This window comes from Bradyrhizobium sp. NP1 (assembly GCF_030378205.1).
Taxonomy (GTDB): Bacteria; Pseudomonadota; Alphaproteobacteria; order Rhizobiales; family Xanthobacteraceae; genus Bradyrhizobium.
Genome location: NZ_CP127385.1, coordinates 1,113,648 through 1,135,890 on the forward strand (window position 1 = coordinate 1,113,648; position 22,243 = coordinate 1,135,890).

The 22,243-nt window shown below is 58.0% G+C and carries 18 protein-coding genes; 9 read left to right on the forward strand and 9 right to left on the reverse strand.

The features are described 5' to 3' along the window. Window positions 1-145: 145 nt before the first annotated feature. The 3 genes from QOU61_RS05245 to QOU61_RS05255 all read right to left on the reverse strand — a co-directional run bounded on the left by QOU61_RS05245 (window position 146) and on the right by QOU61_RS05255 (window position 3,385). A complete protein-coding gene (locus QOU61_RS05245) occupies window positions 146-1,228 on the reverse strand; it encodes a linear amide C-N hydrolase (protein ID WP_289657069.1) in 1,083 nt (360 codons plus the stop codon). Window positions 1,229-1,595: 367 nt separating this feature from the next. Next, entirely contained in the window at window positions 1,596-1,790 is a 195-nt protein-coding gene (locus QOU61_RS05250) for a hypothetical protein (RefSeq protein WP_289657070.1), read from the reverse strand. Window positions 1,791-2,212: 422 nt separating this feature from the next. Then, window positions 2,213-3,385, reverse strand: coding sequence for a patatin-like phospholipase family protein (locus QOU61_RS05255; RefSeq protein WP_289657071.1), 1,173 nt, complete (start codon window positions 3,383-3,385; stop codon window positions 2,213-2,215). 15 nt (window positions 3,386-3,400) lie between these two features. Between QOU61_RS05255 and QOU61_RS05260 the strand changes: the two genes are divergently transcribed. Beyond that, window positions 3,401-3,553 carry an ABC transporter substrate binding protein gene (locus QOU61_RS05260; RefSeq protein WP_289657072.1) on the forward strand — a complete coding sequence of 51 codons (153 nt, stop codon included), beginning with the start codon at window positions 3,401-3,403 and terminating at the stop codon, window positions 3,551-3,553. Window positions 3,554-4,384: 831 nt separating this feature from the next. Here QOU61_RS05260 and hmuQ read toward each other — a convergent pair. The 3 genes from hmuQ to QOU61_RS05275 form a co-directional block, all read right to left on the reverse strand. Then, complete coding sequence (hmuQ, locus tag QOU61_RS05265; RefSeq protein ID WP_289657073.1) at window positions 4,385-4,717, reverse strand: heme-degrading protein HmuQ; 333 nt, start codon at window positions 4,715-4,717, stop codon at window positions 4,385-4,387. Between the two features lie 172 nt (window positions 4,718-4,889). Continuing rightward, window positions 4,890-6,104 carry an ornithine--oxo-acid transaminase gene (gene rocD, locus QOU61_RS05270; protein ID WP_289657074.1) on the reverse strand — a complete coding sequence of 405 codons (1,215 nt, stop codon included), beginning with the start codon at window positions 6,102-6,104 and terminating at the stop codon, window positions 4,890-4,892. A 358-nt stretch (window positions 6,105-6,462) separates the two neighbouring features. Further along, complete coding sequence (locus QOU61_RS05275) at window positions 6,463-6,990, reverse strand: MarR family winged helix-turn-helix transcriptional regulator (RefSeq protein WP_289657075.1); 528 nt, start codon at window positions 6,988-6,990, stop codon at window positions 6,463-6,465. 1,184 nt (window positions 6,991-8,174) lie between these two features. Between QOU61_RS05275 and QOU61_RS05280 the strand changes: the two genes are divergently transcribed. Both QOU61_RS05280 and QOU61_RS05285 read left to right on the forward strand, forming a co-directional pair. Further along, complete coding sequence (locus tag QOU61_RS05280) at window positions 8,175-10,328, forward strand: ferredoxin family protein (protein WP_289657076.1); 2,154 nt, start codon at window positions 8,175-8,177, stop codon at window positions 10,326-10,328. Between the two features lie 22 nt (window positions 10,329-10,350). After that, on the forward strand, window positions 10,351-11,883 hold the full coding sequence (locus QOU61_RS05285; protein WP_289662278.1) for an indolepyruvate oxidoreductase subunit beta family protein: 1,533 nt from the start codon (window positions 10,351-10,353) through the stop codon (window positions 11,881-11,883). Window positions 11,884-12,210: 327 nt separating this feature from the next. Here the strand turns inward: QOU61_RS05285 and QOU61_RS05290 are convergent, their stop codons facing one another. Continuing rightward, window positions 12,211-12,717, reverse strand: a complete 507-nt coding sequence (locus QOU61_RS05290) for a MarR family winged helix-turn-helix transcriptional regulator (protein ID WP_289657077.1) — start codon at window positions 12,715-12,717, stop codon at window positions 12,211-12,213. A gap of 44 nt (window positions 12,718-12,761) precedes the next feature. Between QOU61_RS05290 and QOU61_RS05295 the strand changes: the two genes are divergently transcribed. Both QOU61_RS05295 and QOU61_RS05300 read left to right on the forward strand, forming a co-directional pair. Continuing rightward, the gene (locus QOU61_RS05295) at window positions 12,762-14,009 is read left to right on the forward strand and encodes a DODA-type extradiol aromatic ring-opening family dioxygenase (protein ID WP_289657078.1); all 1,248 of its coding nucleotides are present in this window, start codon (window positions 12,762-12,764) and stop codon (window positions 14,007-14,009) included. A 77-nt stretch (window positions 14,010-14,086) separates the two neighbouring features. Further along, the gene (locus QOU61_RS05300) at window positions 14,087-14,920 is read left to right on the forward strand and encodes a phytanoyl-CoA dioxygenase family protein (protein WP_289657079.1); all 834 of its coding nucleotides are present in this window, start codon (window positions 14,087-14,089) and stop codon (window positions 14,918-14,920) included. Window positions 14,921-15,245: 325 nt separating this feature from the next. Here the strand turns inward: QOU61_RS05300 and QOU61_RS05305 are convergent, their stop codons facing one another. Both QOU61_RS05305 and QOU61_RS05310 read right to left on the reverse strand, forming a co-directional pair. Beyond that, window positions 15,246-16,115 (reverse strand): alpha/beta hydrolase, encoded by an 870-nt coding sequence (locus QOU61_RS05305; protein ID WP_289657080.1) that lies wholly within the window; start codon window positions 16,113-16,115, stop codon window positions 15,246-15,248. A 2-nt stretch (window positions 16,116-16,117) separates the two neighbouring features. After that, complete coding sequence (locus QOU61_RS05310; RefSeq protein ID WP_289657081.1) at window positions 16,118-17,260, reverse strand: FAD-dependent oxidoreductase; 1,143 nt, start codon at window positions 17,258-17,260, stop codon at window positions 16,118-16,120. Window positions 17,261-17,591: 331 nt separating this feature from the next. Here QOU61_RS05310 and QOU61_RS05315 point away from each other — a divergent pair, with 331 nt between their 5' ends. From QOU61_RS05315 to QOU61_RS05330, 4 genes are read left to right on the forward strand one after another with little or no spacing between them, the layout of a single operon-like run. Then, window positions 17,592-18,746, forward strand: coding sequence for an FAD-dependent oxidoreductase (locus QOU61_RS05315; RefSeq protein WP_289657082.1), 1,155 nt, complete (start codon window positions 17,592-17,594; stop codon window positions 18,744-18,746). Between the two features lie 36 nt (window positions 18,747-18,782). Further along, entirely contained in the window at window positions 18,783-20,372 is a 1,590-nt protein-coding gene (locus QOU61_RS05320) for an ABC transporter substrate-binding protein (RefSeq protein ID WP_289657083.1), read from the forward strand. Between the two features lie 28 nt (window positions 20,373-20,400). After that, the gene (locus tag QOU61_RS05325; protein WP_289657084.1) at window positions 20,401-21,351 is read left to right on the forward strand and encodes an ABC transporter permease; all 951 of its coding nucleotides are present in this window, start codon (window positions 20,401-20,403) and stop codon (window positions 21,349-21,351) included. Window positions 21,352-21,354: 3 nt separating this feature from the next. Beyond that, window positions 21,355-22,236, forward strand: a complete 882-nt coding sequence (locus QOU61_RS05330) for an ABC transporter permease (protein ID WP_289657085.1) — start codon at window positions 21,355-21,357, stop codon at window positions 22,234-22,236. The last annotated feature ends 7 nt before the right edge of the window (window positions 22,237-22,243 follow it).

Here is a 22,243-nt window from a genome sequence, read left to right on the forward strand (position 1 = left end):
ACGACTAGAAAACGCGGCGGCTCCTTTTTCGCGGAATTATGGAATGTCCGCTCTCGGAGGCGGAGCAGACGTCGCTTGAGCATCGGCCAATGTCCGCTCATGACCCAAAGCAGACATTGAGCGAGTCGGTCCCACCCACGCGGGGTCACTTGAAGCGTGTGGAAATGTTCTCGATTGGTTGCTTAGAGTCCATAGCAATATGGCGAACTTGACCCTTAGCCGCGTCAAGTGCCTGCCGCAGATCAATCGTGCGAATTGACTGATCGTTGTATGTTTTGAACGACCAGGTCAGATCCTTAAGGTCGGCCACGCTCGACCACACTGTATAGTCGGTATGAAGTTCACCTTCATGTTCCTCCCGTACCACGCCAACGGGAATGTCGAATGCATTCAGAATGTGAAACGCCTTCAGCACCGCATCCTTGTTTGTTTCTGCGGGAATAGCGCTCTGCGAGTAAGCGACAGCGCGCACAAATCGCGATGGCGGTGTGGCGTCGCCGGGCAGCCCCAACATGCCGGAACCCTGACCGAACTGCGTAAGTTTCATGCCTTTGAGGTCGACTGCGGGTGCGTTCTTAGCCATCAAGTTCAAATAGTTTCGGAGATTGGTGGTGTGCCATTCGAAGTTCGGTGAGTTGGTCAGAACGCCGAGTGGGTTGTCGAAAGACTTGAGAGTCTTGTCCAACGGTTCGATGACGATCGACTTGCCTGAGCGGTCATAGACGATGAAATGCACCGGGGCCGGTTGCTTTATGGCCTCGACCATCACTGGCACGAGGACCACGTCCTTCAGCGCTGTCTTAACTTCATCGACAGTCGCGAAGTTTCCTAAAATCCAGTTGCCCAATTCATGCGGCGCCATGGCCCGCGATTTGTTTTCCGGCATTGCCTCGGGGTAGCTGGCATAGCCCGGGAAATATAGTAACCCCACCGCCAAGCCTTGATCATTGATGCCATCGACAATCACCGGCAGCCCAACGACCGTCGCACCCACCATGCCGTATTTGGTTTTGTAGGTGATCCCTTTTCCGCCAGTCGGCAGGCTGCCCGAAATTTCGGTGCCTGCGGGAACGACAACAACGTCCGATTTGACGTCAAAGCCAAACTCCATCGTACGACCGTAGACGACGCCGCCATCTTTGGCGACAAGTCGAAATGCCGTGCAGGCTTGCGCCGTCGGCGCGGTGATGAGGCTCGTTATTAGAAGAGCTATTGCTAGATGGCGCATATGAAATTCCTCCACCAGCAGTGAGTAGAGGAGCCTGGACCTAATAACGCCAGTAGCGGAGCGGCAGTAAACCGCTCCTCTCAGTCAACTTAAGGTGAGATTGATCGGTCTAGGCCGCGTTCGAACACAACGCAATGTCCGCTATTGGCCCGTTAGAGACACGCCAAGGGGCAGTGAGAACGTCTGCTTATCGGGATAGAGCGGAAATGACCGAGGCGCGGTCAAAGCGACGCCGCCTTTGACCCAACTGAAACACTAACGCGGTTGAGCCGCTAAGATGCGATCCACAGAGCTAGGCTAGGAAACTAACTTAAATTGGCGCGCGGCAGGTTTTGTCTTCCTCAGTGCTGCCGCGCCGCGCTGGCGTTTACCGCTGATGCCCGAGTCCAATCCCGAGATGTAGTGCCTTCTGGCGTAGCGCACCAATTGTGCGTTTTGTCTCTTTAGATATTTTGGCGACCGGTGTCCTCGCTTTCGAATGTGCCTTGAGTTCCTTGATGTCGGCCTTCGTCCATTCGCGACGCAATGCTTTGCCGTTCTTCTTTGCCTTCGTAACTTTCAACTTGTTAGCTCCTTGTTTGAAGAGGCCGCGTACTAGCACATCGCAGGGCAGAGGCAACCAAGCACAAGGTAATTCGCGCCGTTCCCTTCGTCTTGTTGGACTTTCCGTATGACCGCTTGTGGCCTCTTTGAGACATGCCGAATGCATCGAGCAATGTCCGAGTTCGAGGGCAAAGCGGAATACATATGCTTGCACTGAGTTCTTCTCAGTTTGACCCGCAACAGACATTCGACCTGGTTGTAGTATAACTAACGTCTACGGCTTGGATCGACCCGTTTCGTTGATCGCTGCGAGCGTTTCTCGCACTTGATTCTCGGCATAGGCGACGGCATCCCCAAGGGGCAGCGCTAGGCCGCGGCTCGCGGCCTCGTCGAATGCCTTGTCGCCCGACGCGGTTCGAACATGCGCCGATGCCGCTGCGGTCACAATTGCCCACCGGCCTCGTTCAACGAATTCTTCGAGGTATCCCCTATCGGACCCTTCGCGCGAACGTCGAATGTGCGCGCTCCCACCTCCGGCGGCATCGGCTCCAGCCACGGCGCAGCCATCAACGTTTCACGAGCATCGGATAGACCCTGCGCCCAACGTGTCTCCATTGTCTGGCGGTCGAATTCGTAGTCCTTTGATTGTCCTAGCGCGAGTTCCGGACGGTAAATCAGTTCAACAATGTCCATGGTGGTCACGCAGCGGAATTCATCGAGCAAGGCGGTTTCCGGGCCGCTCCTCAGATCGTCGGGCAGCTTCTCCCAAAGCATGTTGATGCTGTGGCGCAGATCGTGCTGCCGCCGCAATGTGTCGGTAACCGCCCGCGTTCGGCTGGAATAGCGGATGTCCTTGTCCCGCTCGCCCACCTCGTTCAAATTCCTGGGCAGGGCGCCGCGGGCCGGAAAAAGATCCACCTGGAAGATGAGATGGCTGCGGCGCGGGTAATACTCGATCACGTGTTGGAGCGGCGTATTGGATACCAGTCCGCCGTCCCAATAGTGCTCGCCATCGATTTCCACGGAGGGAAAGCCCGGCGGCAGCGCGCCGCTCGCAAGGACGTGCTCCGGCCGGATCTCGATCTCCGCATTGTCGAAGTATACGAAATTGCCTGTCCGGACGTTTACGGCTCCGACGCTGAAGCGAATTTCCCTGGAATTGATGCGGTCGAAATCCACCAGCCGCTCCAATGTGGATTTGAGCGAGTTCGTGTCGTAGTAGCTGGTCGGCGTGCGGCCGAACCACCAGTCGGCAGGCTTTCGCGGTGCGAAGAAGTTTGTCTGACCGAGAAGCAGCGCATGCATCGCGCTAATCTGCTTTGCAAGGTCGAAGGGCAGACCCGCGCCATTGAAGAGACCGGAAATCGGTACGGCCCATCTCGCGGGCGTCGTGATCGCGCGCCAGAACTCACGCAGTTTTTCGACGCGCGTTTCAGGTGAGTTGCCGGCGATCAAAGCGGCATTGATTGCGCCGATCGAGATCCCGGCCACCCAGTCAGGCTTGTAGTCCGACGAGGCAAGCGCCTCGTAAACGCCGGCTTGATAGCTTCCGAGGGCGCCCCCGCCTTGCAAGACAAGTGCAACCTTCTTCGTGTACGATCCTGGCCGCTTCATTGTCCGTCCTCTGTTTTGATCGACAGAATTCTCCGGGGTGCGCGCCCAGGCGAACTCCCGGTCGGGACCCCAACCAAATTCGAGCTAGTTATCAATCTCGAAGCCGCCAAGGCGCTCGGCCTCACGATACCGGAATCGTTCCTGCCGCGCTGCGCGCCGACTAGGTGATCGAATAAGTGCGCCAGCCGCAAGCTGGTGCGATCCAGCCGGTGAAAGTCCGGCCCAAGTAAGGGGTAGCGCCTGCTTGGTAACGAGTGTTGCGTGGTCACTGGCGACAGTGACTGCGAAGCGTACGCAGTGATTGCGTGGGATATGGGATTGAGCCACGAAAGATCAGATGTCGCAGGGGCCGAGGGTTTCTATTCGCTCGAAGGCAACATGTACGGCACCGTTATGCGAGGTGCTGACGCTCTGCCGGGGTCCAAGGCCACATCACGTGCAAAAGGATCGCATCGGAAGCTGGGAGATCTCTGGTCTGACCGGAACGGTGTTTGCCGGTACCGGCCCGCGTCGGGAAGGTGAGGAGCCGTAGCCGATGATGAAGGGGCCCGAGAAGTCTGACTCTGTCATAGTAGCTGTGAAGCTGCCGAACAAAGCGGAAGGGCCTTCGGCGCGGGCTCTGGGGGAGCCCGTGGGGATTGGGACTAGGTTGGAATGCGGGCCAACGAGAAAAGGCCGGCGGGCGTTACACCACCGACCTCGTTCTTGCGACTGCCGGCTTAGGTCGTCCGGTTCCGCCGCATTTCTGCGAGAACCTAATATCGCGTCCGACCATCGGCAAGCACCGCCACGCTCGTGTGATCGTGCGTGATCGTTTTGACATCCCGGAAGCGTGACCAATAACATTGATGAGCAAGTGTTTCAGCATAGCGCAACGTTGCTATTTGCGACGCAATAACACCATGTCGGCGAATGTCCGCTGATAGGCGAATAGCGGGATCCCGCGCGAACAAGCTGAACTACGTCGCATAAGACATTCACACTTCATTAACGTGGGCTTCACGCCACCATGACTTTGCCGCCTCCCACCGTCTGAATAGTCTCGAACCCCTCGAACTGCGGGTGCTCAAGATAGAGCGGCTTGTTATCGCCGGCTTTGTGATGCGCCGCGCGGAAAGCGTCGGACTTTGTCCATGCTTCAAAGGTGGCGCGGTTCTTCCACACCGTATGTGACGCATACAGCGTGTGGTCCTCTGCTTCAGGACCTTTGAGAAGGTGGAACTCCACAAAGCCCGGCACTTTGTCGAGATGGCTGTCGCGCGACAACCAGACGTTCTCGAAAGCAGCTTCCGACCCCTTGATCACTTTGAAGCGGTTCATTGCGATGAACATCTAATGTCTCCTGTTGTCGTGTTCGAGCCGTCTACCGATGATAGCGCAATCAAGCTATCGACAAATATTTGAAAATCGAAAAGGTAGAATGCTCTCCCGCGGGTGGGGGTGAGCAACCGTCAAGCCTACGCTGGCAACAATGATCCCCCGCTGAACTGCGAAGCATCGTCCATCATGAGAAATCCTGTCTCAAGGTGGCACCAATTCTCTCCAGCGCCCAATCAACTTGATCGTTGGTGATCACAAGGGGCGGGGCAATGCGGATCGTGTGTCCATGTGTGTCCTTGGCAAGGATGCCCCTCCCCTGCAGGGCCTCACAGTAACGACGTGCAGCGCCTGCTTCTGGGTAAAGTTCGACTGCCAGCATTAGCCCGCGTCCGCGCACCTCGCGGATCGTGTTGGCGCGGATGCTCCTGAGGCCATCGAGAAACCGCGCACCCTGGACGGCGGCGTTCTCAATCATTCCTTCCTCGACAAGCGCGCGCAAAGCTGCCCGCGCCACCGCGCAGGCGAGCGGGTTGCCGCCAAAGGTTGAGCCATGCTGACCGGGTTTCAGGGTGCCCAGCACTTCGTTATTAGAAAGGACGGCGGACACCGGATAAAAGCCCCCGGATAACGCTTTGCCGAGTAGCGTGACATCTGCCTCGATGCCATCGTGTTGCTCAGCGAGCAACTTGCCGGTACGGCCGAGTCCGGTTTGGATCTCATCGAGGATCAGCATCACGTCGTGCGCGGTGCAGAGCTCGCGTACCCTTTTGAAATAGCCGGGCGACGGGAGGATGACGCCAGCTTCTCCCTGGATTGGCTCGACGAGGAAGCCGACCGTGCTCGGCGTTATCGCCTCCTCCAACGCCTTGGCGTCGCCGAAGGGTATGATCTTGAAGCCCGGCGCGAATGGTCCGAAATGCTCACGTGCGGCCGTGTCGGTGCTGAAGCCGATGATACCGAGGGTGCGTCCGTGGAAGTTGTCAGCGCAAACGATGATCTCGGCTTGCCCATCCGGCACGCCCTTCACTTCGTATCCCCATTTGCGCACGGCCTTGATCGCGCTCTCCACCGCCTCGGCACCGCTATTCATGGGCAGTATCTTGTGGGAACCGGTGAGCTCTGCGATCTGTTCGTAGAAGGAGGCCAGTTGGTCGTTGTGGAATGCGCGGGAAGTCAAAGTCAGCTTGCCCGCCTGTTCCACTATCGCGGCCAGAATCTTCGGATGGCAGTGCCCCTGGTTCACCGCCGAATAGGCTGAGAGGCAATCGAGATAACGGTTGCCTTGCGTATCCCACACCCAGACGCCTTCGCCGCGCGACAGAACAACGCCTAGCGGATCGTAATTCTGGGCGCCAAAACGCGCTTCCGTTGCGATGAAGTCAGTTGCCGGTCGACCCATCTTTCGACACTCTAGTTGGAGCGAGCAACACCAATTGGGTCTCCAATCGCTTTTATCATAACCTCGGCCTGCGCCATAGGCCAGGATCAGTGGCATCGCAGTGCATGCGGCAGCTCACGAGATGTCACAATCACAGGCTGGCGAAGTCCTCGTATCGCGCGTCGTTACCGATCTCGTGGCGGGTGCGCCGTCTTCGCTGCATCGAGCGCCTTGGCACTCACTGCGTTGAACGACAGGCCGGGCGGCAGCATCAGTCATCGATACCGACTTTCTTAGTCGACCGTTGTTAGACGCAACCATCATTGGCGTGCCACAGTTCAACCGCACACTTGGACGGGGCGCAGGCGATGGATACGTGTTACCTCGTCGTGCGCAACGTTTTCGAGGCCCCTTCGAGCCATGGGTATCGAGGAGTCACGACGTGATCGAAGATACGTTTCAGAAGCTCCGCGAGAAGTTGTTTTTCTGCGGAACTCAGGACGCTCATCGCATCGTCAACGATGGCCAGAAAGAGAGGTGGCAGGCTGTCGTAGATCTTTTGCCCCTCGCGTGTGAGGCGCACGTCGACGATGCGTGCATTGTCGGGGCGTTTTGTTCGCAACGCGTAGCCCCTATTTTCCAATTGGTCGACAATGCGGCTGACCACGGATTGCTCGATGACGGTGTCGCGTGAGATTTCACCTACGCTCGCCGATTTTCGGGCATCTAGCATTTGCATGATCCGAAATTGTTGCACTGTGAGATCGAGAGGCCGCAGGTGCTCAAGAAGCCTCAGATTAAGAATGTTTATGAGGCGGCTCAGATAATGAGGCAGGTAGCCGCGCATACTCGGCGGCTCCTGCATATTTTCGCTCAAGTCAGCAGTGCGTTTGCGGATGCGGCTCATCAGCCTACTCCAATTCAACAAACCATTGTTCGGGTATAGGAATATACATATGTTTTCATCGAAAACTATGGGGCATTACAGTTAAGCACTGCCCTGGCTGGTGGGGCTGGGGCCAATTGGTGGTGAAACCTCTCTCCACCTCGGTGAAAGGCATTCCATAGCAGGTGGCTCGACGCGAGAAGGGCGCGAACCCAAACCATGGCTCGTCGCGCTACTCGGTCGGGGACTATACAAGCTCTACGTTCGAAAGGCCGGTCGGCGCCGATGGGCTGCGCGAACGGCACAAAGGCCCGCGGCGGGTCTATCTTCGTGGGCCGACAAATCGGCTTGAGCTATCAATGCAAGTTCAAACGGCATGACGAGCGGGGTCAGTTCCTGCGGACGCTGGAAGGCATCGTTGCGGTTCTGAAGAAGCCTGGAGCGGCACCAGAGTAAGTCACGACCATGATTTGGTATGTCCTCGATCGGAAGGCTTGTCGGCGCTGAAGGAGATCGGCGTTGTCACGAAAGCGGCGTGCGCGGCTGCGTCGATGCCTGCGAACATCCTTTCGTAGGTCCTGCGTATCGTAAGCCAGATACGGTCGAATACTGCCCGGCCCTCATCGGTTATCCAAACGCGCGATGCGCGGTCGTCGGCCCGAGCTTCAAGATCGTCACGTAGGAGGGATTTGTAGCCTCCCATGATCCGATTCATCAGATAGGGCGCGACGTGCCGTAGCCCGATCTCGCCGAGCGAATCTCGTGCGGATCGTTATCGGCGGCATTTCCGCCGTCGTTCATGCCTGCTCCTTCCGCAATTCTCTATCGGCACAGGTACCGTCTCCAGACGGACGGTCCCTTTGACAACCTTTGATCATTCAAAGATTGAAATGAGGGTCGGCACTCGGTCGTTCACGGGATATCTACTTTCTTGGAGGCGCTCACCGACCACTTTTAGTGGGGCCGTTTATTGAAATCGCGCCCACAACTCACCCTGCCGATCTGCTCGCGCGAGAAGGCTCTCGGATTGGTATCTCTTGGCGCAATCGAAACACACAAAAACATGCAAATTCATTCGATTAGAGCGCCCCAGAAGTGCCAAGAACTTGCTTTTGTCCATAGAAGCTCATTTTCGTTGACAGGTTGTAAGAAATACATATGATTTTACATGTAGCGAGATCCACGACGCAGTGCGAGGGACTTAAATGGCTGAGCGGTCGTTTGCCAGAGAGGTCGAGGATTTGAGGCTCGGAGACGGGCATATCTTTAGGGGCGAAGGTATTCTCGCGATCAGCAAAGCACTGCTGCAGTCTGGAGTATCCTACGTTGGCGGATACCAAGGTTCGCCGATCTCGCATCTGATGGACGTTTTAGTCGATGCGAAGGACGTCATGGAAGATCTCGGCGTCCATTTCGAATCGTCGGCGTCAGAGGCCGCAGCCGCCGCGATGTTGTCGGCCTCGGTTATGTATCCTTTGCGAGGGGCCGTCACCTGGAAATCGACTGCCGGCACAAATGTCGCTTCTGATGCGCTGTCGAATCTCTCTTCGGGGGGCGTTACGGGTGGCGCCCTCGTCATCATCGGCGAGGACTACGGCGAAGGCTCGTCGATCATGCAGGAGCGCAGCTATGCTTTTGCGATGAAATCGCAGATATGGCTCCTCAATCCGCGCCCCAATCTTCCCTCGATCGTTGAGGCCGTTGAAGTCGGCTTCGAGCTTTCTGAAGCGTCCAACACACCGGTCATGTTGCAGGTCGGTATCCGCAGTTGCCATGTGCATGGCCAGTTCACGGCAAAGAACAACAAGCGACCTGCCTATACGCTCAAGCAAGCGCTCGAGAATCCAGTTCGGGACGTTAATCGTATTGTGCTGCCTCCTGCGTCTTTTCATCACGAGAAGCAAAAACATGAGAAGCGTTGGCCTGCGGCGGTCGAGTTCATCAAGAGCCGGAGGCTCAACGAATTCTTCGGGCCCTCAGATGGCGAAGTGGGCATCATTATGGTCGGCGGCGTGTACAACGGCGTCATGCGGGCCCTCCAGCAACTCGGTCTTGCTGACGTCTACGGCAACTCGGTTATCCCCCTCTGTGTCCTTAACGTCGCCTACCCGTTGATCGACGATCAGATGGCGGAGTTCTGTGCAAATAAGAAAGCCGTCCTCATAATCGAGGAGGGCGCGCCGGAATACATCGAGCAGTCACTGAATACGATACTTCGGCGCCGCGACATCCAGACCATGGTGACAGGGAAGGGTGTGTTGCCGATGGGCGGCGAATACACCCCGCCCGTCCTCATGAATGGCATCAACGCCTTTCTCGAATCCTACCAACCCCTTCTTCTCAGAAACCGCCCGCCGCTTCCCGATGCGACCCCGGTCCTCGCCGATCCAAGGGTGAGGGCACTCGCGGATGTGGTGCCGGCGCGCCCTGCGGGCTTCTGCATCGGGTGTCCAGAGCGACCGATCTTCGCTGCGATGAAACTCGTCGAGAAGGAACTCGGCGAACATCACGTGTCCGCCGACATCGGCTGCCATCTCTTCTCGATCCTGCCGCCGTTCAACATCGGCAGCACGACCATGGGCTACGGTCTGGGTCCAGCTTCCGCGTCTGCTTTCAACGTCGACGCCGGAAAACGTTCCATCTCCGTGATGGGTGACGGCGGCTTCTGGCACAACGGCCTCGCGAGTTCGGTCGGCAACGCCGTTTTCAACAAGCATGACGGCGTCATCCTTGTTGTCGACAACTATTATTCTGCAGCAACCGGAGGGCAGGACCTCCTGTCGTCCCGCGCCCTCAACTCCCGCCGGAAGACCAACAACTCAATCGTCAACGCCGTCCGCGGGATTGGCGCGACGTGGGTGCGCCAAATCGATTGGACCTACGATGTCGTTAAGATGCGGGCCACGCTGCGCGAGGCGCTTACGACGAAGGAAAAGGGCCCCAAGATCATCGTAGCGTCGTCGGAGTGCATGCTGAACAAGCAGCGCCGCGTGAAGCCTCAGTTCGCCATCGACGTCAAGGCAGGAAGGCGGATGGTGAAGGAGCGCTTCGGCGTGGACGAGGAGGTCTGCACTGGCGATCACGCCTGCATCAGACTATCCGGATGCCCGTCCCTTTCGGTCAAGCATACTGAGGATCCATTGAGGGACGATCCGGTGGCGGCGATCGACAATAGCTGCGTGGGTTGCGGAAACTGCGGCGAGGTTTCCGAAGCCGCGGTTCTCTGCCCTTCGTTTTACCGCGCCGACATCATTCACAACCCGACCGGTTGGGACCGCTTCTTGTATCGGATCCGCAGCGCGGTGATCGGGTGGATGCAGGGCCGCCGCCGTGGCGGCCGGATCGTCTTTGTGGACTGAGGAGGCGAAGATCGACGCGAAAATGGCCATTTCCAGCCGCCTCTCGACGGTGAGGCCCGTCAGCATCGCCATCCTCGCGATGGGTGGCCAGGGCGGGGGCGTGTTGGCCGACTGGATCGTGGCGCTGGCGGAGTCGCAGGGCTGGGTGGCGCAGTCGACGTCCGTTCCCGGTGTCGCCCAGCGCACCGGCGCAACCCTCTACTATGTCGAGATGTTGCAGGCCCGCGACGGGGCGCAGCCGATATTGTCGCTAATGCCAACGCCGGGCGACGTCGACGTAGTAATCGCGGCAGAATTCATGGAGGCTGGCCGTTCCGTGATGCGGGGCCTTGTCGCTCCCGACAAGACAGTTCTGATCGCGTCGACGCACCGTTCCTTCGCCGTCGGCGAGAAGGAGCAGCCAGGTGACGGCATCGGCGATCTCGAGGTGGTGGTCGATGCGACGGATTTCGCCGCCAAAAGAACGATTGCGTTCGATATGGAGTCGCTCGCGCTCAGCAGCGGGAGCGTGATCTCGGCCGCTCTGTTTGGTGCGCTCGCGGCTGCCGACGTGCTACCCTTCGCAAAAGCGGCATTCGAAGCAGCGATCCTCGCAGGAGGGAAGGGCGCTGATGCCAGTATCAGCGCCTTCAACGCCGCGCACGAGCGCACACGACACAGACCCAGGGACGAGGTAAGGGCGGCGCCGGTCAAGCGTTTCGACGAGTTGCCCGAACGAGCCGGGCACCCGGTCCTCGATCGTCTAGCGAACCGCATTCGGGAATTTCCCGAAGCCGTTCACGGCTTTCTCTTCGCCGGCGTCAAAAGGCTTACCGAGTTTCAAGATCCGGCCTACGCAGGTGAGTATCTCGACCGGATCGAAGCACTGTATGCGCGCGATCGCGAGAGCGGCGGCGAAGCGAAGGGCTATGCATTCACGCTGCAGGCGGCGAAATACACCGCGGTGGCTATGGCGTTTGACGACGTCATCCGCGTCGCCGAGATCAAAGTCAGAGCTTCGCGTTTCGAAAGGGTGCGCAAAGAGGTTGGCGCGAAGAAGGACCAGATTGTCTACACGACCGAGTACATGCACCCTCGCATGGAGGAAGTGTGCGGAGCGTTACCGAGGCGGCTCGGTCGTTGGATAGAAGCGCGACCGCGGCTGTTCACCCGACTCGACGCGCTGGTCAATAGAGGTCGGCGCGTTCGGACCGGTACTCTCTTCTGGTTCACGGGCCTGTACATCGTTTCCGGAATGCGCAGGTGGCGTCGGGGGACGCTTCGATACCAACAGGAGACGAGTCATCGTGAGGCGTGGCTTGGGTCGGCGTCGGATATCCTGGCGAAGAATTACGATCTCGCCGTCGAGGTGCTGTGCTGCCGCCGGCTGATTAAAGGGTATTCGGACACGTATGCGCGGGGGCATTCGAAGTTCGACACGGTTATGTCCGCACTGCCGATGCTGGTCGACCGCGAGGATGGAGCGGCCTGGCTTAGGCGTTTGCGTCAGGCCGCTCTCCTTGACGAAAGCGGAGTCGCTCTTGATGGCGCAATGAAAACCGTTGCGACGATCTGAGGCCATATGTGGAAAGCAGTTTGCGTTCACTTGTTCGATGTCCGGAAGCGGAGGGCGACCGGGGCGTTAGTAGAGTTTAGGAAGACGATCGATGAGCATGCCTGGAAAATTTGGCTGTGACGGCAACGGATTCGGTCCGGATTTCAGGGATTGACGTCAACCACGAAGTGACCGAAGCGCGAAGTCAGCTCGCGCATGCCGTCGATTCCACCCGCTTTCTCATCGAAATGACAGATCGAATTGTGACGACGGCGTCAAGCTCGACGAATCGTTGCCTCGTGTGTAATCCGCGACGTCGAACGAACCTGCTCGCTTTGAACGCAAAGATTACCGCTTTGAATCAAGCCAGGGGTACCGAGGTGTTGCAAGGTGATCAAAGATGCGCTCCAGGAATTCCTCAAGAAGGACCTTTTCTGCGGTGCTCAGGACGCCCGTCGCATCGTCAACTATGGCCATAGAGAGCGGCGGTATCCCTCCGTAGATCTTTTGCCCCTCGTGCGTTAGGCGTACATCAACGATACGCGCATTGTCAGCGCGTTTGGCTCGCGAAGCGTAGCCGCGGTTTTCTAACTGGCCGACGATACGGCTGACCACAGATTGCTCAATGACTGTGTCGCGCGAGATCTCACCGACGCTCGCCGATTTTCGCGCGTCGAGCATTTGCATGATTCGGAATTGTTGCACCGTGAGGTCGAGAGGCCGCAAGTGTTCGAGGAGCCGCAGATTGAGAATGTTCATGAGGCGGCTGAGATAGTGCGGCAGGTACCCGCGCATGCTCCGCGGTTCTTGGGTGCGGCCTTCCGGCTCGGCCGCGGCGGCGTGATTGCGGCTCATGGGGTAACTCCCAGTGGGATGAAGTGTTTAGTACGAATGTACATATGTTTATCATCGAAAGAGCCGCACCTTTTTCTTGCGAGGAGCAGAAGCGCAAATCGTTTCCTGGGGGAACAAGCCCGCAAAACCAATGCGGAGGGCGCTCCGACAAGGTTCCCCGCCTCCAGGTAAAAACTATTGACAGCGAAATTGCAACAGCATATGTAAATACATGTAAAGGCACCCTGCATGTGCCTTTCGGGTGGTGCCTAGCGATTTTCGTCGGCAACTCGCCTAGGCCTTTATTGAAGAGGGACATTATGGAGCGCAATCAACCTTCGGGACGAGCTGTAGCTGCATTTGCCATGACCCATACGCCGGGCCTTGGAAATGGGCTGGAAGATCCTCCTAAGGAGCAAGTCGAGCGTTTAATGGCGGGATTCGCCGAAGCGCGGGCAATCCTCGACGAGGCGCGTCCCGAACTTGTGATCGGGTTGATCAACGATCATTTCGACATGTTCGGTCTGGACAACATGCCGACGTTTTCAATCGGCATCGCCGATGATCATTGGGGCCCGCCCGCCAGTGCCGAAAACTGGCTCCAAATGAAGCGCGGACGTATCGCGGGAAACGCGGACTATGCGGCTGATATCTATCGCGAGGCTGTGAATAGCGGATTTGACCTGTATCGCTCCGGCTCGGTGGAGCTCGTCCACAACATGCTGATGCCTTTCAAATTCCTGCGTCCGGAGCGCGATCTCCCAATCGTTCCGATTTTCACCAACTGTCTCGCACCGCCACTCCCGAGCATGGCCCGATGCTATGCCTTGGGAGAAGTGATCGGTCGAGTGATCGCGCGTCGGCCGGAGCGCGTCGCCTTGATCGCTAGTGGCGGCATCTCGCACTGGCCGCCGTTCGCCAAAGAGGACGGCCCAGAGGATGATGAGCTCAATCGGCGAATGCTTAAGGTGCAGCGGGTTGGACCGGGTGGTCGTGAGCTGGATCCGGGCGTACGAGACCTCATTCACAAACGCGAAGCCGAGATGGCTGCGTCCGGGCGCAACCTGATCAATGTCGAGTGGGACAAGGAAGTTCTGGCCGCGTTCGAACGCGGCGACAAGAAGTCGCTCCTCGAAATGACCTATGAGGAAATCGAGAGGGATGGCGGCAATGGTGGCCACGAGATCGCAATGTGGGTGATGATGATGGGCGCGCTCAACGGAGCTCCAAGCCGCACTATTGTCTACGAGGCGGTTAAGGAGTGGATGGGTGGGGTTGGCTTGATATCCTACGATCGCCGGTTGTCATTGTGAGCAGCTAAGTACGAGCGGGTCGAGCAAGCCGCTCGTGGGCGCAAATGCATAAGCAAGGTTTATTGTGGAGGATGGTCATGAAATCTGCGAACTACTACGAGGTTAGCGTCTCGGATATCGAGCGCTATGAAGCGGATGGTGTCGTCTGTTTGAGAGGGGTGCTTGATCCCAGCCGGATTGCTGAACTAGAAGACGCCATGGAAGACGTACTTGCGCACCCTGGGCCACAGGCTCGCGCTGGCAAATTCGCCTACGACACGTTTATGTGGACGCGTAACCAGGCGTTCTGGAAGCTGCAGGCGGATTCCGCAATTCCGTCCATAACGGCGCAATTGATGCGCTCAAGCGTGTCTCATCTGATGGCCGACGTCATGTTTGCCAAAGAGCAGAATACCCCTGATCCGACGCCGTGGCATCAAGATCAGCCGTATGGCTGGTATGACGGAACGCAAGTGTGCTCGGTATGGATACCCCTTGACCGAGTGACGCTGGAGAGCGGTGCTCTTGAATACGTTCGCGGTTCGCATCGTGCGGGGATTTGGTACCGTCCCGTTGGCTTCACGACCGGCGAGAATGAGAACACGGACGAATTCGCCCCAATGCCAGATATCGAGGCAAATAGGGCGGACTATGATATCGTGCATTTTGATCTTGAACCTGGTGATGCTCTCTTCCATAACCTGCTGGTGCTTCATGGCGCGCCAGGAAATTCCTCGTCTGACCGGCGACGACGGGCGATCGCGTTTCGATACGCCGGTGACGATGCCAAATACGCTGTGCGCAGTGTCGGACCCAAGCCAATCTGGGATCCCGGAATCCGCCACGGAGACCGTTTCGGCTGCGATCTCTTTCCGCAAGTCTGGCCGTCGACCGGAAATGTTCCAAGATTTTGGGAGCGTCCTTCAAGCTGATGCGGAAGGCGTCACACGTGTAACGCGTTGCTGAAAATCAAGTTACCTGGCTCTGTTCGGTCCTTGAGTGCGATTGCAAAAAGGCCCTCTCGTACCGCCCCCCTTTTAGGCGGTCAATGAGAGGGCTATTAACGCGTGCGAAGCGTCGATCTGGACCCGCTTGTCCTATCAAGTTGCTCGCTGTCCGCTAGCTCAACCGGATTGCTGTGGGAGAGCCCAGAGCTAGGGGCTTCTTTGGGCTGGCAAGAGGCCGATCAGAAACAGGACAGGCGAACCAACAAGCTCGCCGTCCGATCCACGGAGCAATCTCCAATACGGGGAGGCATCATCCAATCTGGAGCATCCAGTCGCGCACCGTGCGATTCCATTCGCCGTGAGCATGCCGACAACGTTCGTTGACCTCAAAATGGTCGGCGTCTTGGATTCTCAGGACGGTGCACGCTATTTTCCGTTGCTTCATCTTGGCAGCCATCTCCTCCGCTTGCTTAATCAATCTCGGGAAGTCGTCGCTTCCGTATGTTACGAGGAAGGGCGGAGACTGGTGCGTAAGAAAGAGAATGGGACTTGCCGCTTCCGCATCGTGTGAATTGGAAAGGAAGAGTTCGCTCATACGCGTCTCCGATCTATCGGTTGTTGAACCGGGGATACGCAGATCAAACGACCCGCTGATCGGCAAACAACCTTTGATCACAGCCGGAGGAAGGTCGCGGGCCGCGAGGCGATCGTGACGCAGTGCGGTCAAGGCCGCCAGATGGCCTCCGGCGGAATGACCTCCGACGAATATCCGTTCCGGGTCGCCGCCGTATTCGCCGATACTCCTGTACACCCAGGCCACAGCATCGCAACAATCCTCGAACGGGCCAGGAAACCGGCATGCCGGCGCGAGACGGTAGTTCGCAGTAACGAAGATCGCCGGATACGCCAGCGCGGGAGGTGCCATGAAGCCCATCCACTCCTTGGTGCCGTTCGTCCATGCACCGCCATGAAAGAAAACAACAACGGGCAGCTTCGCGCCTTTTGCGTTCGCAGGCGTATATACATCCAACTTTTGCCAATAGTCTTTGCCATAGGCTACGTCGACCGTGACCCGTTCGCGGGCCTGTACTTCCCTCGTCCACGCCATGCAGCGTTCGGCGTATCCTTTGGCTGCGGGATGAATGAGGGGAGGGAGCTCAGGAAGATCATCAAATGACATGCTCAATAGGTTCCAGTTGGGCGATGATTGGCAGCTCTCATGCGCTGGGCCACCAGCCAGGACGATCGGCCAGCGAGCGACAGTGCAGCATCCCGCACAATTGGCGGAAATGTTGTTATGCGGCTGTAAAGGGACGAAATTGTCTGGGTCCTGTCGATCAACGCTCGTTCGCGTCGCTCCCAGAGCATTAAGCCCTGCTCAATAGTCGAACTTTCCTGCAAGGCGACCGCTAGTCCAAGCGCGCTCATCATCGCGCAGCCACCGCCTTGCCCGAGATTCGGTGCTTGGGCATGGGCAGCATCACCGATGATGGCGACACGCCCGCGTGACCATCGCCGAAGTTTCACGGCTTCAAACTGATCCCACCGACCTTCAGCGCCTACTCGGTCGAACAAGGCCGCAAGGTGGGGGAAAGAACCCTTCCAGACATCTTTGCGAAGCGGGATAGTCTTGGCTGCTTCATCCGTAGCGAGCGCCGTCAACGCAAGGTAGAGCTTGGTCTCACTGCATGGCGTGTAGAGCACCCTTCGCGTGCCCGACCAATATTCGACGTATTTCTTTCCCGCCTCGGTCTCGCGCTCCAGCGGTGTACGCTCAATCATCAGACGAATTGCGCCATCAGCTAACCTCCTGCGAGCCTTCAGCAGGCCAGACTGGTCGCGAATCCTCGAGTTGACGCCGTCGGCGGCAATCACGAGGTCTGCTTCGGCTCGATCTCCGCCTGCGAGCAAGGCGGTACCGTCGTGCGTGGCGCCGATCACCTCCGAGCCGAACAGCACCTTCGCGCCAGCGCTCGTCGCGGCGCGCAATAACGCCGTCAGCAACTGTTGACGGACGATCGAGACCACTCGAAGTCCGGAACTTCCGCCCCATCGTGTACTCGCGACGACTTGATTCTTGTCGTTTCGGGTCTCGCGCATAAACCCGCGATGGCAGCCGTCGAGCGCCTTGTCATACGCATCCAATGCCTCAAGAACCCGCAGGCCATTTTCCCAGATGTAAATGCCGGCGCCGCTTTCACGGAGCGTCGCGCTGCGTTCGTGAATACGAACTCTCCATCCGCGCTGCGCCAAAGCAATCGCAACGGTAAGGCCGGCGATCCCGGCTCCGGCAATTTCGGCTCTCTTCAACATCTGCTCCGTCATCAGTTTCAAAGCACGCTGTGAGTTCCGGTGGATGCAGTGTGCGGGGGCTGATCAGAATACTGTTGCAATCGCGTTATCGATACTATAATGTGCAAACACATATGCAATGACAAATTTCAAGGGTTAGGAGACTCGGTGCGAAAAGGTGGCTTAGCTGCGTCTTGCTGCAACGATGGGGCCCTCATCGGTTGCCGCTCTGGGGTTGCCGCAGACTCTGACAGCCGGACGATAGGTCCGTATCGCCCGTCGTACGAAGACTCGAGCCGGTCGGTGTGTCTTCGTTGTATCCTGGAACGAGGTCCTGCTAATTCGCTCTCCAAGAGGTGCCGCAATGTCAGTCAGACACGCTGAAATTGTGGGGGCGGGCCTTGCCGGCCTTACGGCAGCCGCCGCGCTATGTGCGCGCGGTTGGACCGTCCGTGTTCATGAGCGGGCTGCTGAAATGCGTGCCGTCGGTTCCGGGCTATCGATTTTCGAGAATGGACTCCGGGTGCTCAAAGCGATCGGAGCCGAAGAGGATGCCATCCGTCAGGCGCGTCGCGGCTTGGAGCGTGAGACTCGGGACGCCCAAGGTCGAACGACGTCCAATGTCAGATATGCGACCCGGATGTACGAGGTCACCCGCGAGCAGGTCTTGGCCGCATTGGCAAATGCTGCCGAGCGTGCCGGCGCAGAAATCGTCACAAGCTCCGAGGTGGTCTCCGTCGATAAGCGTGGCGCTATCACTCTTGCGACCGGAGCTACGATCAAGGCCGATCTCGTAATCGCCGCTGACGGCGTGCATTCGCGAATGCGCGACAGGCTTGGAGTGCCTTGCCACCGAAAATGGCTCGCTGATGGCGCCATTCGCATCATGATCCCCAGAACTCCCGCCGAAGTCGCGTCGCCGGACGGCGCGAAGAATATCGAATATTGGTCGGGTCACCGGCGTGTACTAGTCGCAGCATGTAGCGAAACTGAGCTTTATGTCGCGCTCACGACATTGGATCGAGACTATGCAGCAAAATCGATCCCGATCGATAAGGGCCTCTGGAAGGCGTCCTTCCCGTGCCTCGAGGGGCTCATCGACAGGCTCGACGGTGACGCGCGATGGGATCGGTTCCAGGTCGTCAAGCTTCCACATTGGTCTCGGGGGCGCGTTGCTATTCTTGGCGACGCCGCGCATGCGATGGCGCCCAATCTCGGTCAAGGAGGGGCGTGCGCGATGATGAACGCGCTCGGTCTCGCGGTTGCGCTCGATGAGGAGTCCAACGTTCCGGATGCATTGAATCTCTGGGAAAGAAGAGAGCGGCCACTGACGGATCATACCCAGCGTCTCTCCACATTCTACAGCGCGTTAACCACATGGCCGGGCCTCGCAAGGTCGGCTGCGTTTGCGCTGATCGCGAGATCGAGCTGGCTTCGCGCGCAATATCTGCGGACGGCTCTGTGCACCCCGACGGGGACAGTCGAGCCTGTAGGGTTGAAATCCCGGCAGCCCGGATAGTTGCAGATTGCGCCTCATTCTGGAGAGGGGACCATAATGACCGTAACGCGGCGGCGCCTTCTTGCAACGGCGACTCTCGGAGTTGCATCTTCAGTTTTCAAAGGCGTCCGCCTAGCGCGCGCTGCTGACGACGTGCTGCGCGTGGTTATTCATTCGCCTCTGCGAATAATCGACCCGATCGTCACCATCGCACGCAACACCCAGATGCATGGCTATATGGTGTACGACACCCTGTTTAGCCTGGACTCAAAACGCGTACCCCGGCCTCAGATGGTCGATACATACACCGTCACTGAGGACGGAAAGACCTTTGTATTCAAATTGCGTCCAAGTCTGAGATTTCATGACGGCGCACCCGTAACGTCTCGCGACGTCATCGCTTCGCTTCAGCGGTGGGGCAAGAAGGATGGCTTGGGGCGAATGCTGATGGAGGCGAGCGAGCTGACCGCGATCGAGGACGATCGCTTTCAGCTCAAGTTAACCAAGCCGTTCGGCATGGTGCTGGAAGCGCTCGGCAAGCCAGGCACCTACGCTCCGTTCATCATGCCCGCGCGCATCGCAAGTGCTAGTCCAGACGTTGCGATCAAGGATGCAACCGGCTCCGGCCCCTACATCTTCAAGCAAGATGAGTGGGTGCCAGGCAGCAAGTCGGTCTATGTGCGTAACCCGCACTGGGTCTCCCGGTCCGAGCCTCCTGATTTCCTCTCGGGCGCAAAAATCCCGAAAATCCAACGCGTGGAATGGGTCTCGTTCCCGGATCCGAATGTGGCGCTCTCCGCGCTCCAGACGGGGGAAATCGACTATTTCGAATACCCGCCGCTGGACCTCGTGGGGATCGTCCAAGAACGCAGGGATCTGAAGTTGGTGAAGGTCGATCCCTGGGGCGCTCAAGGCTGGATTCGACCGAACAGCTTGCATCCTCCGTTCAATAACCCGAAGGCTCGCCAGGCACTGCTGCATCTGGTTGATCAGAACCAGTATATGCAGACGTTGGGGGTGCCCCGCGACATGTATTATCAGCATTGTGGCGCGATATTCCTCTGTGGCACGCCGCTCGAAACTGACGTCGGTGCGTCTGACTATCTCACGCCAAACGCGAAGCTCGCGCGCTCATTGCTCGAGGAGGCGGGCTACAATGGTGAGAAGCTCGTTGTCTTGCATCCGACGGATATCCCCGACATGGATGCAGCAACCACCGTGACGGCCCAGAGCCTCCGCAAGATCGGTGTCAACGTTGATCTGCAAGCGATGGCTTGGGGCACGCTGTTGGGCAGGCGGTTAAAACGCGAGGCCCCCGCCCAAGGAGGATGGAATCTCTATCACACGCTCGATTTCAGTTTTAACATCGATACGCCGATGGCGAACAGCTTTCTCGTGTCAAGCTGCGACGATGCAGGTCCGGGGTGGCCGTGTGACGCGGAAATCGAGACGTTGCGCTTCGCGTGGGCAAAGGAACCGGATGCTGCAAAGCGATTGGATGTCGCGAAGCAAATCCAACGGCGGTTCTACCAGACGGTGCCGTACGTTCCATGGGGCCAGTTCTCGCGACCGGTTGCTACGCGTGCATCGGTTCAGAACATCGGAGCAACGTTTATCCCGGTGTTCTGGAACTTGACAAAAACGTGAATTAGCGAATCGAGCGGGCAAACCTGCAATGATCCGATATGTCATCCGCAGAATACTGGCGACGATACCGGTTATGGGAGTGGTCGCGCTGTTCGTGTTCCTGCTGCTGCATCTTACGCCTGAGGACCCAGCGGCGATGATTGCTGGAGATCTGGCGACCCCAGCGGAGGTCGCGCGTATCCGCACTCAACTGGGGCTGGACGGCTCGATCGTCACTCAATTTGTCGATTGGCTCTTTCGAATTCTTCGCGGCGATCTCGGTGTATCGATCTTTTCGGGGACGCCGGTTAGTCGAATGATCGGACAGCGGATCGAGCCCACATTGTCGTTGGCCCTTTCGACAATGATCTTTTCAGTCCTTGTTGCCGTACCTATCGGTGTTTGGGCGGCCTGGAAAAAAGGACAATGGATCGATCGCGCCGTCATGGCACTCACGGTTGCGTCCTTCTCTCTGCCTGCGTTCTTGGTCGGATACATTCTGGTCGTCGTGTTGTCGTTGCGTTTGCAACTGTTGCCGGTGCAAGGCTTCGCAAGTCTGGGAGAGGGCATCTGGCCGTTCGTCAGCCATCTCATCCTGCCAACTGTAACACTCAGCTTGGTATTCATCGCCTTTCTTGCCCGCATGACGCGTGCAACCTTGATCGAAGTGCTAAGTCAGGAATACATTCTTGTTGCGAATGCCAAGGGCCTCGGCACCGCCCGCATCCTGCTTTTGCACGCGCTCAAGAACGCGGCCATCCCGATCGTCACGACGATAGGTGGCGGCCTTGCGCTTGTGATTGGCGGCGCCGTCGTTACGGAAAGCGTATTTGCGATACCGGGGCTCGGCCGGCTCACTGTCGATTCCATCCTTCATCGAGACTATCCGGTTATTCAGGGGATCACGCTGGTATTTTCGGCGACGTACGTCATGCTCAATTTGGCGATTGATCTAACCTACACGCTGTTCGACCCCAGAATAAAATACCAGGCGGATTGAGACATGGCGGAAATATCTGGTGGTTCGATCCGAGCTCAAGCGACGTGGCAAGTGCCGGATCTGATGGCATTCGTTCGCCGCTATCCGGCTATCTCGATCGGTTTTGTCCTCATGCTGGTCTTGGCGACACTGTCGATCGCAGCTCCCGTGTTGTCGCCTTACGATCCGCTTGATATTTCCCCTGGACAACGATTGCGGCCGCCTTCCTTCCTGCATCTTTTCGGTACGGATGCGCTCGGTCGCGACGTGTTCAGCCGAACCCTTTGGGGCGGACGCGTTTCGCTGCTGGTCGGCGTCACGGTCGCTGCCGCAAGCGTATTAATAGGTCTCGTCGTCGGTGTTCTAAGCGGCTATATCCGAGCGTTCGATTTCGTCGTCATGCGCATCATGGATGGACTGATGGCGATCCCGGCGATTCTCGTCGCGGTTGCGATTGCGACCATGACGAAGGGCAGCATCGGCGCCATCATCGTCTCCATCTCAATCGCCGAGATCCCACGGGTGGTGAGGTTGGTTCGTTCGCTCGTACTGGGGGTTCGAGAGCAATCCTATATCGAGGCCGCGAAGGCCATTGGAACCCCTACCCCTTACGTTATCATTCGGCATATCTTGCCAAATATCGTGTCCCCCTTGATCGTTCAGGCTACCTACATCTGCGCCTCCGCGGTCATCGTCGAGGCTTATCTAAGCTTTCTTGGCGCAGGCACGCCGCCCGATACCCCAAGCTGGGGCAACATCATGGCCGAAGGACGCGCCGTGGTGCAATTAGGCTTCTGGGTCATTCTCTATCCGGGTCTCTTTCTGGCTGCGACGGTGTTGTCGATCAACATGCTTGGTGACGGTCTGCGGGACCTATTGGATCCGCACGTCGGTCGCCGAATTTGAGGGAAGC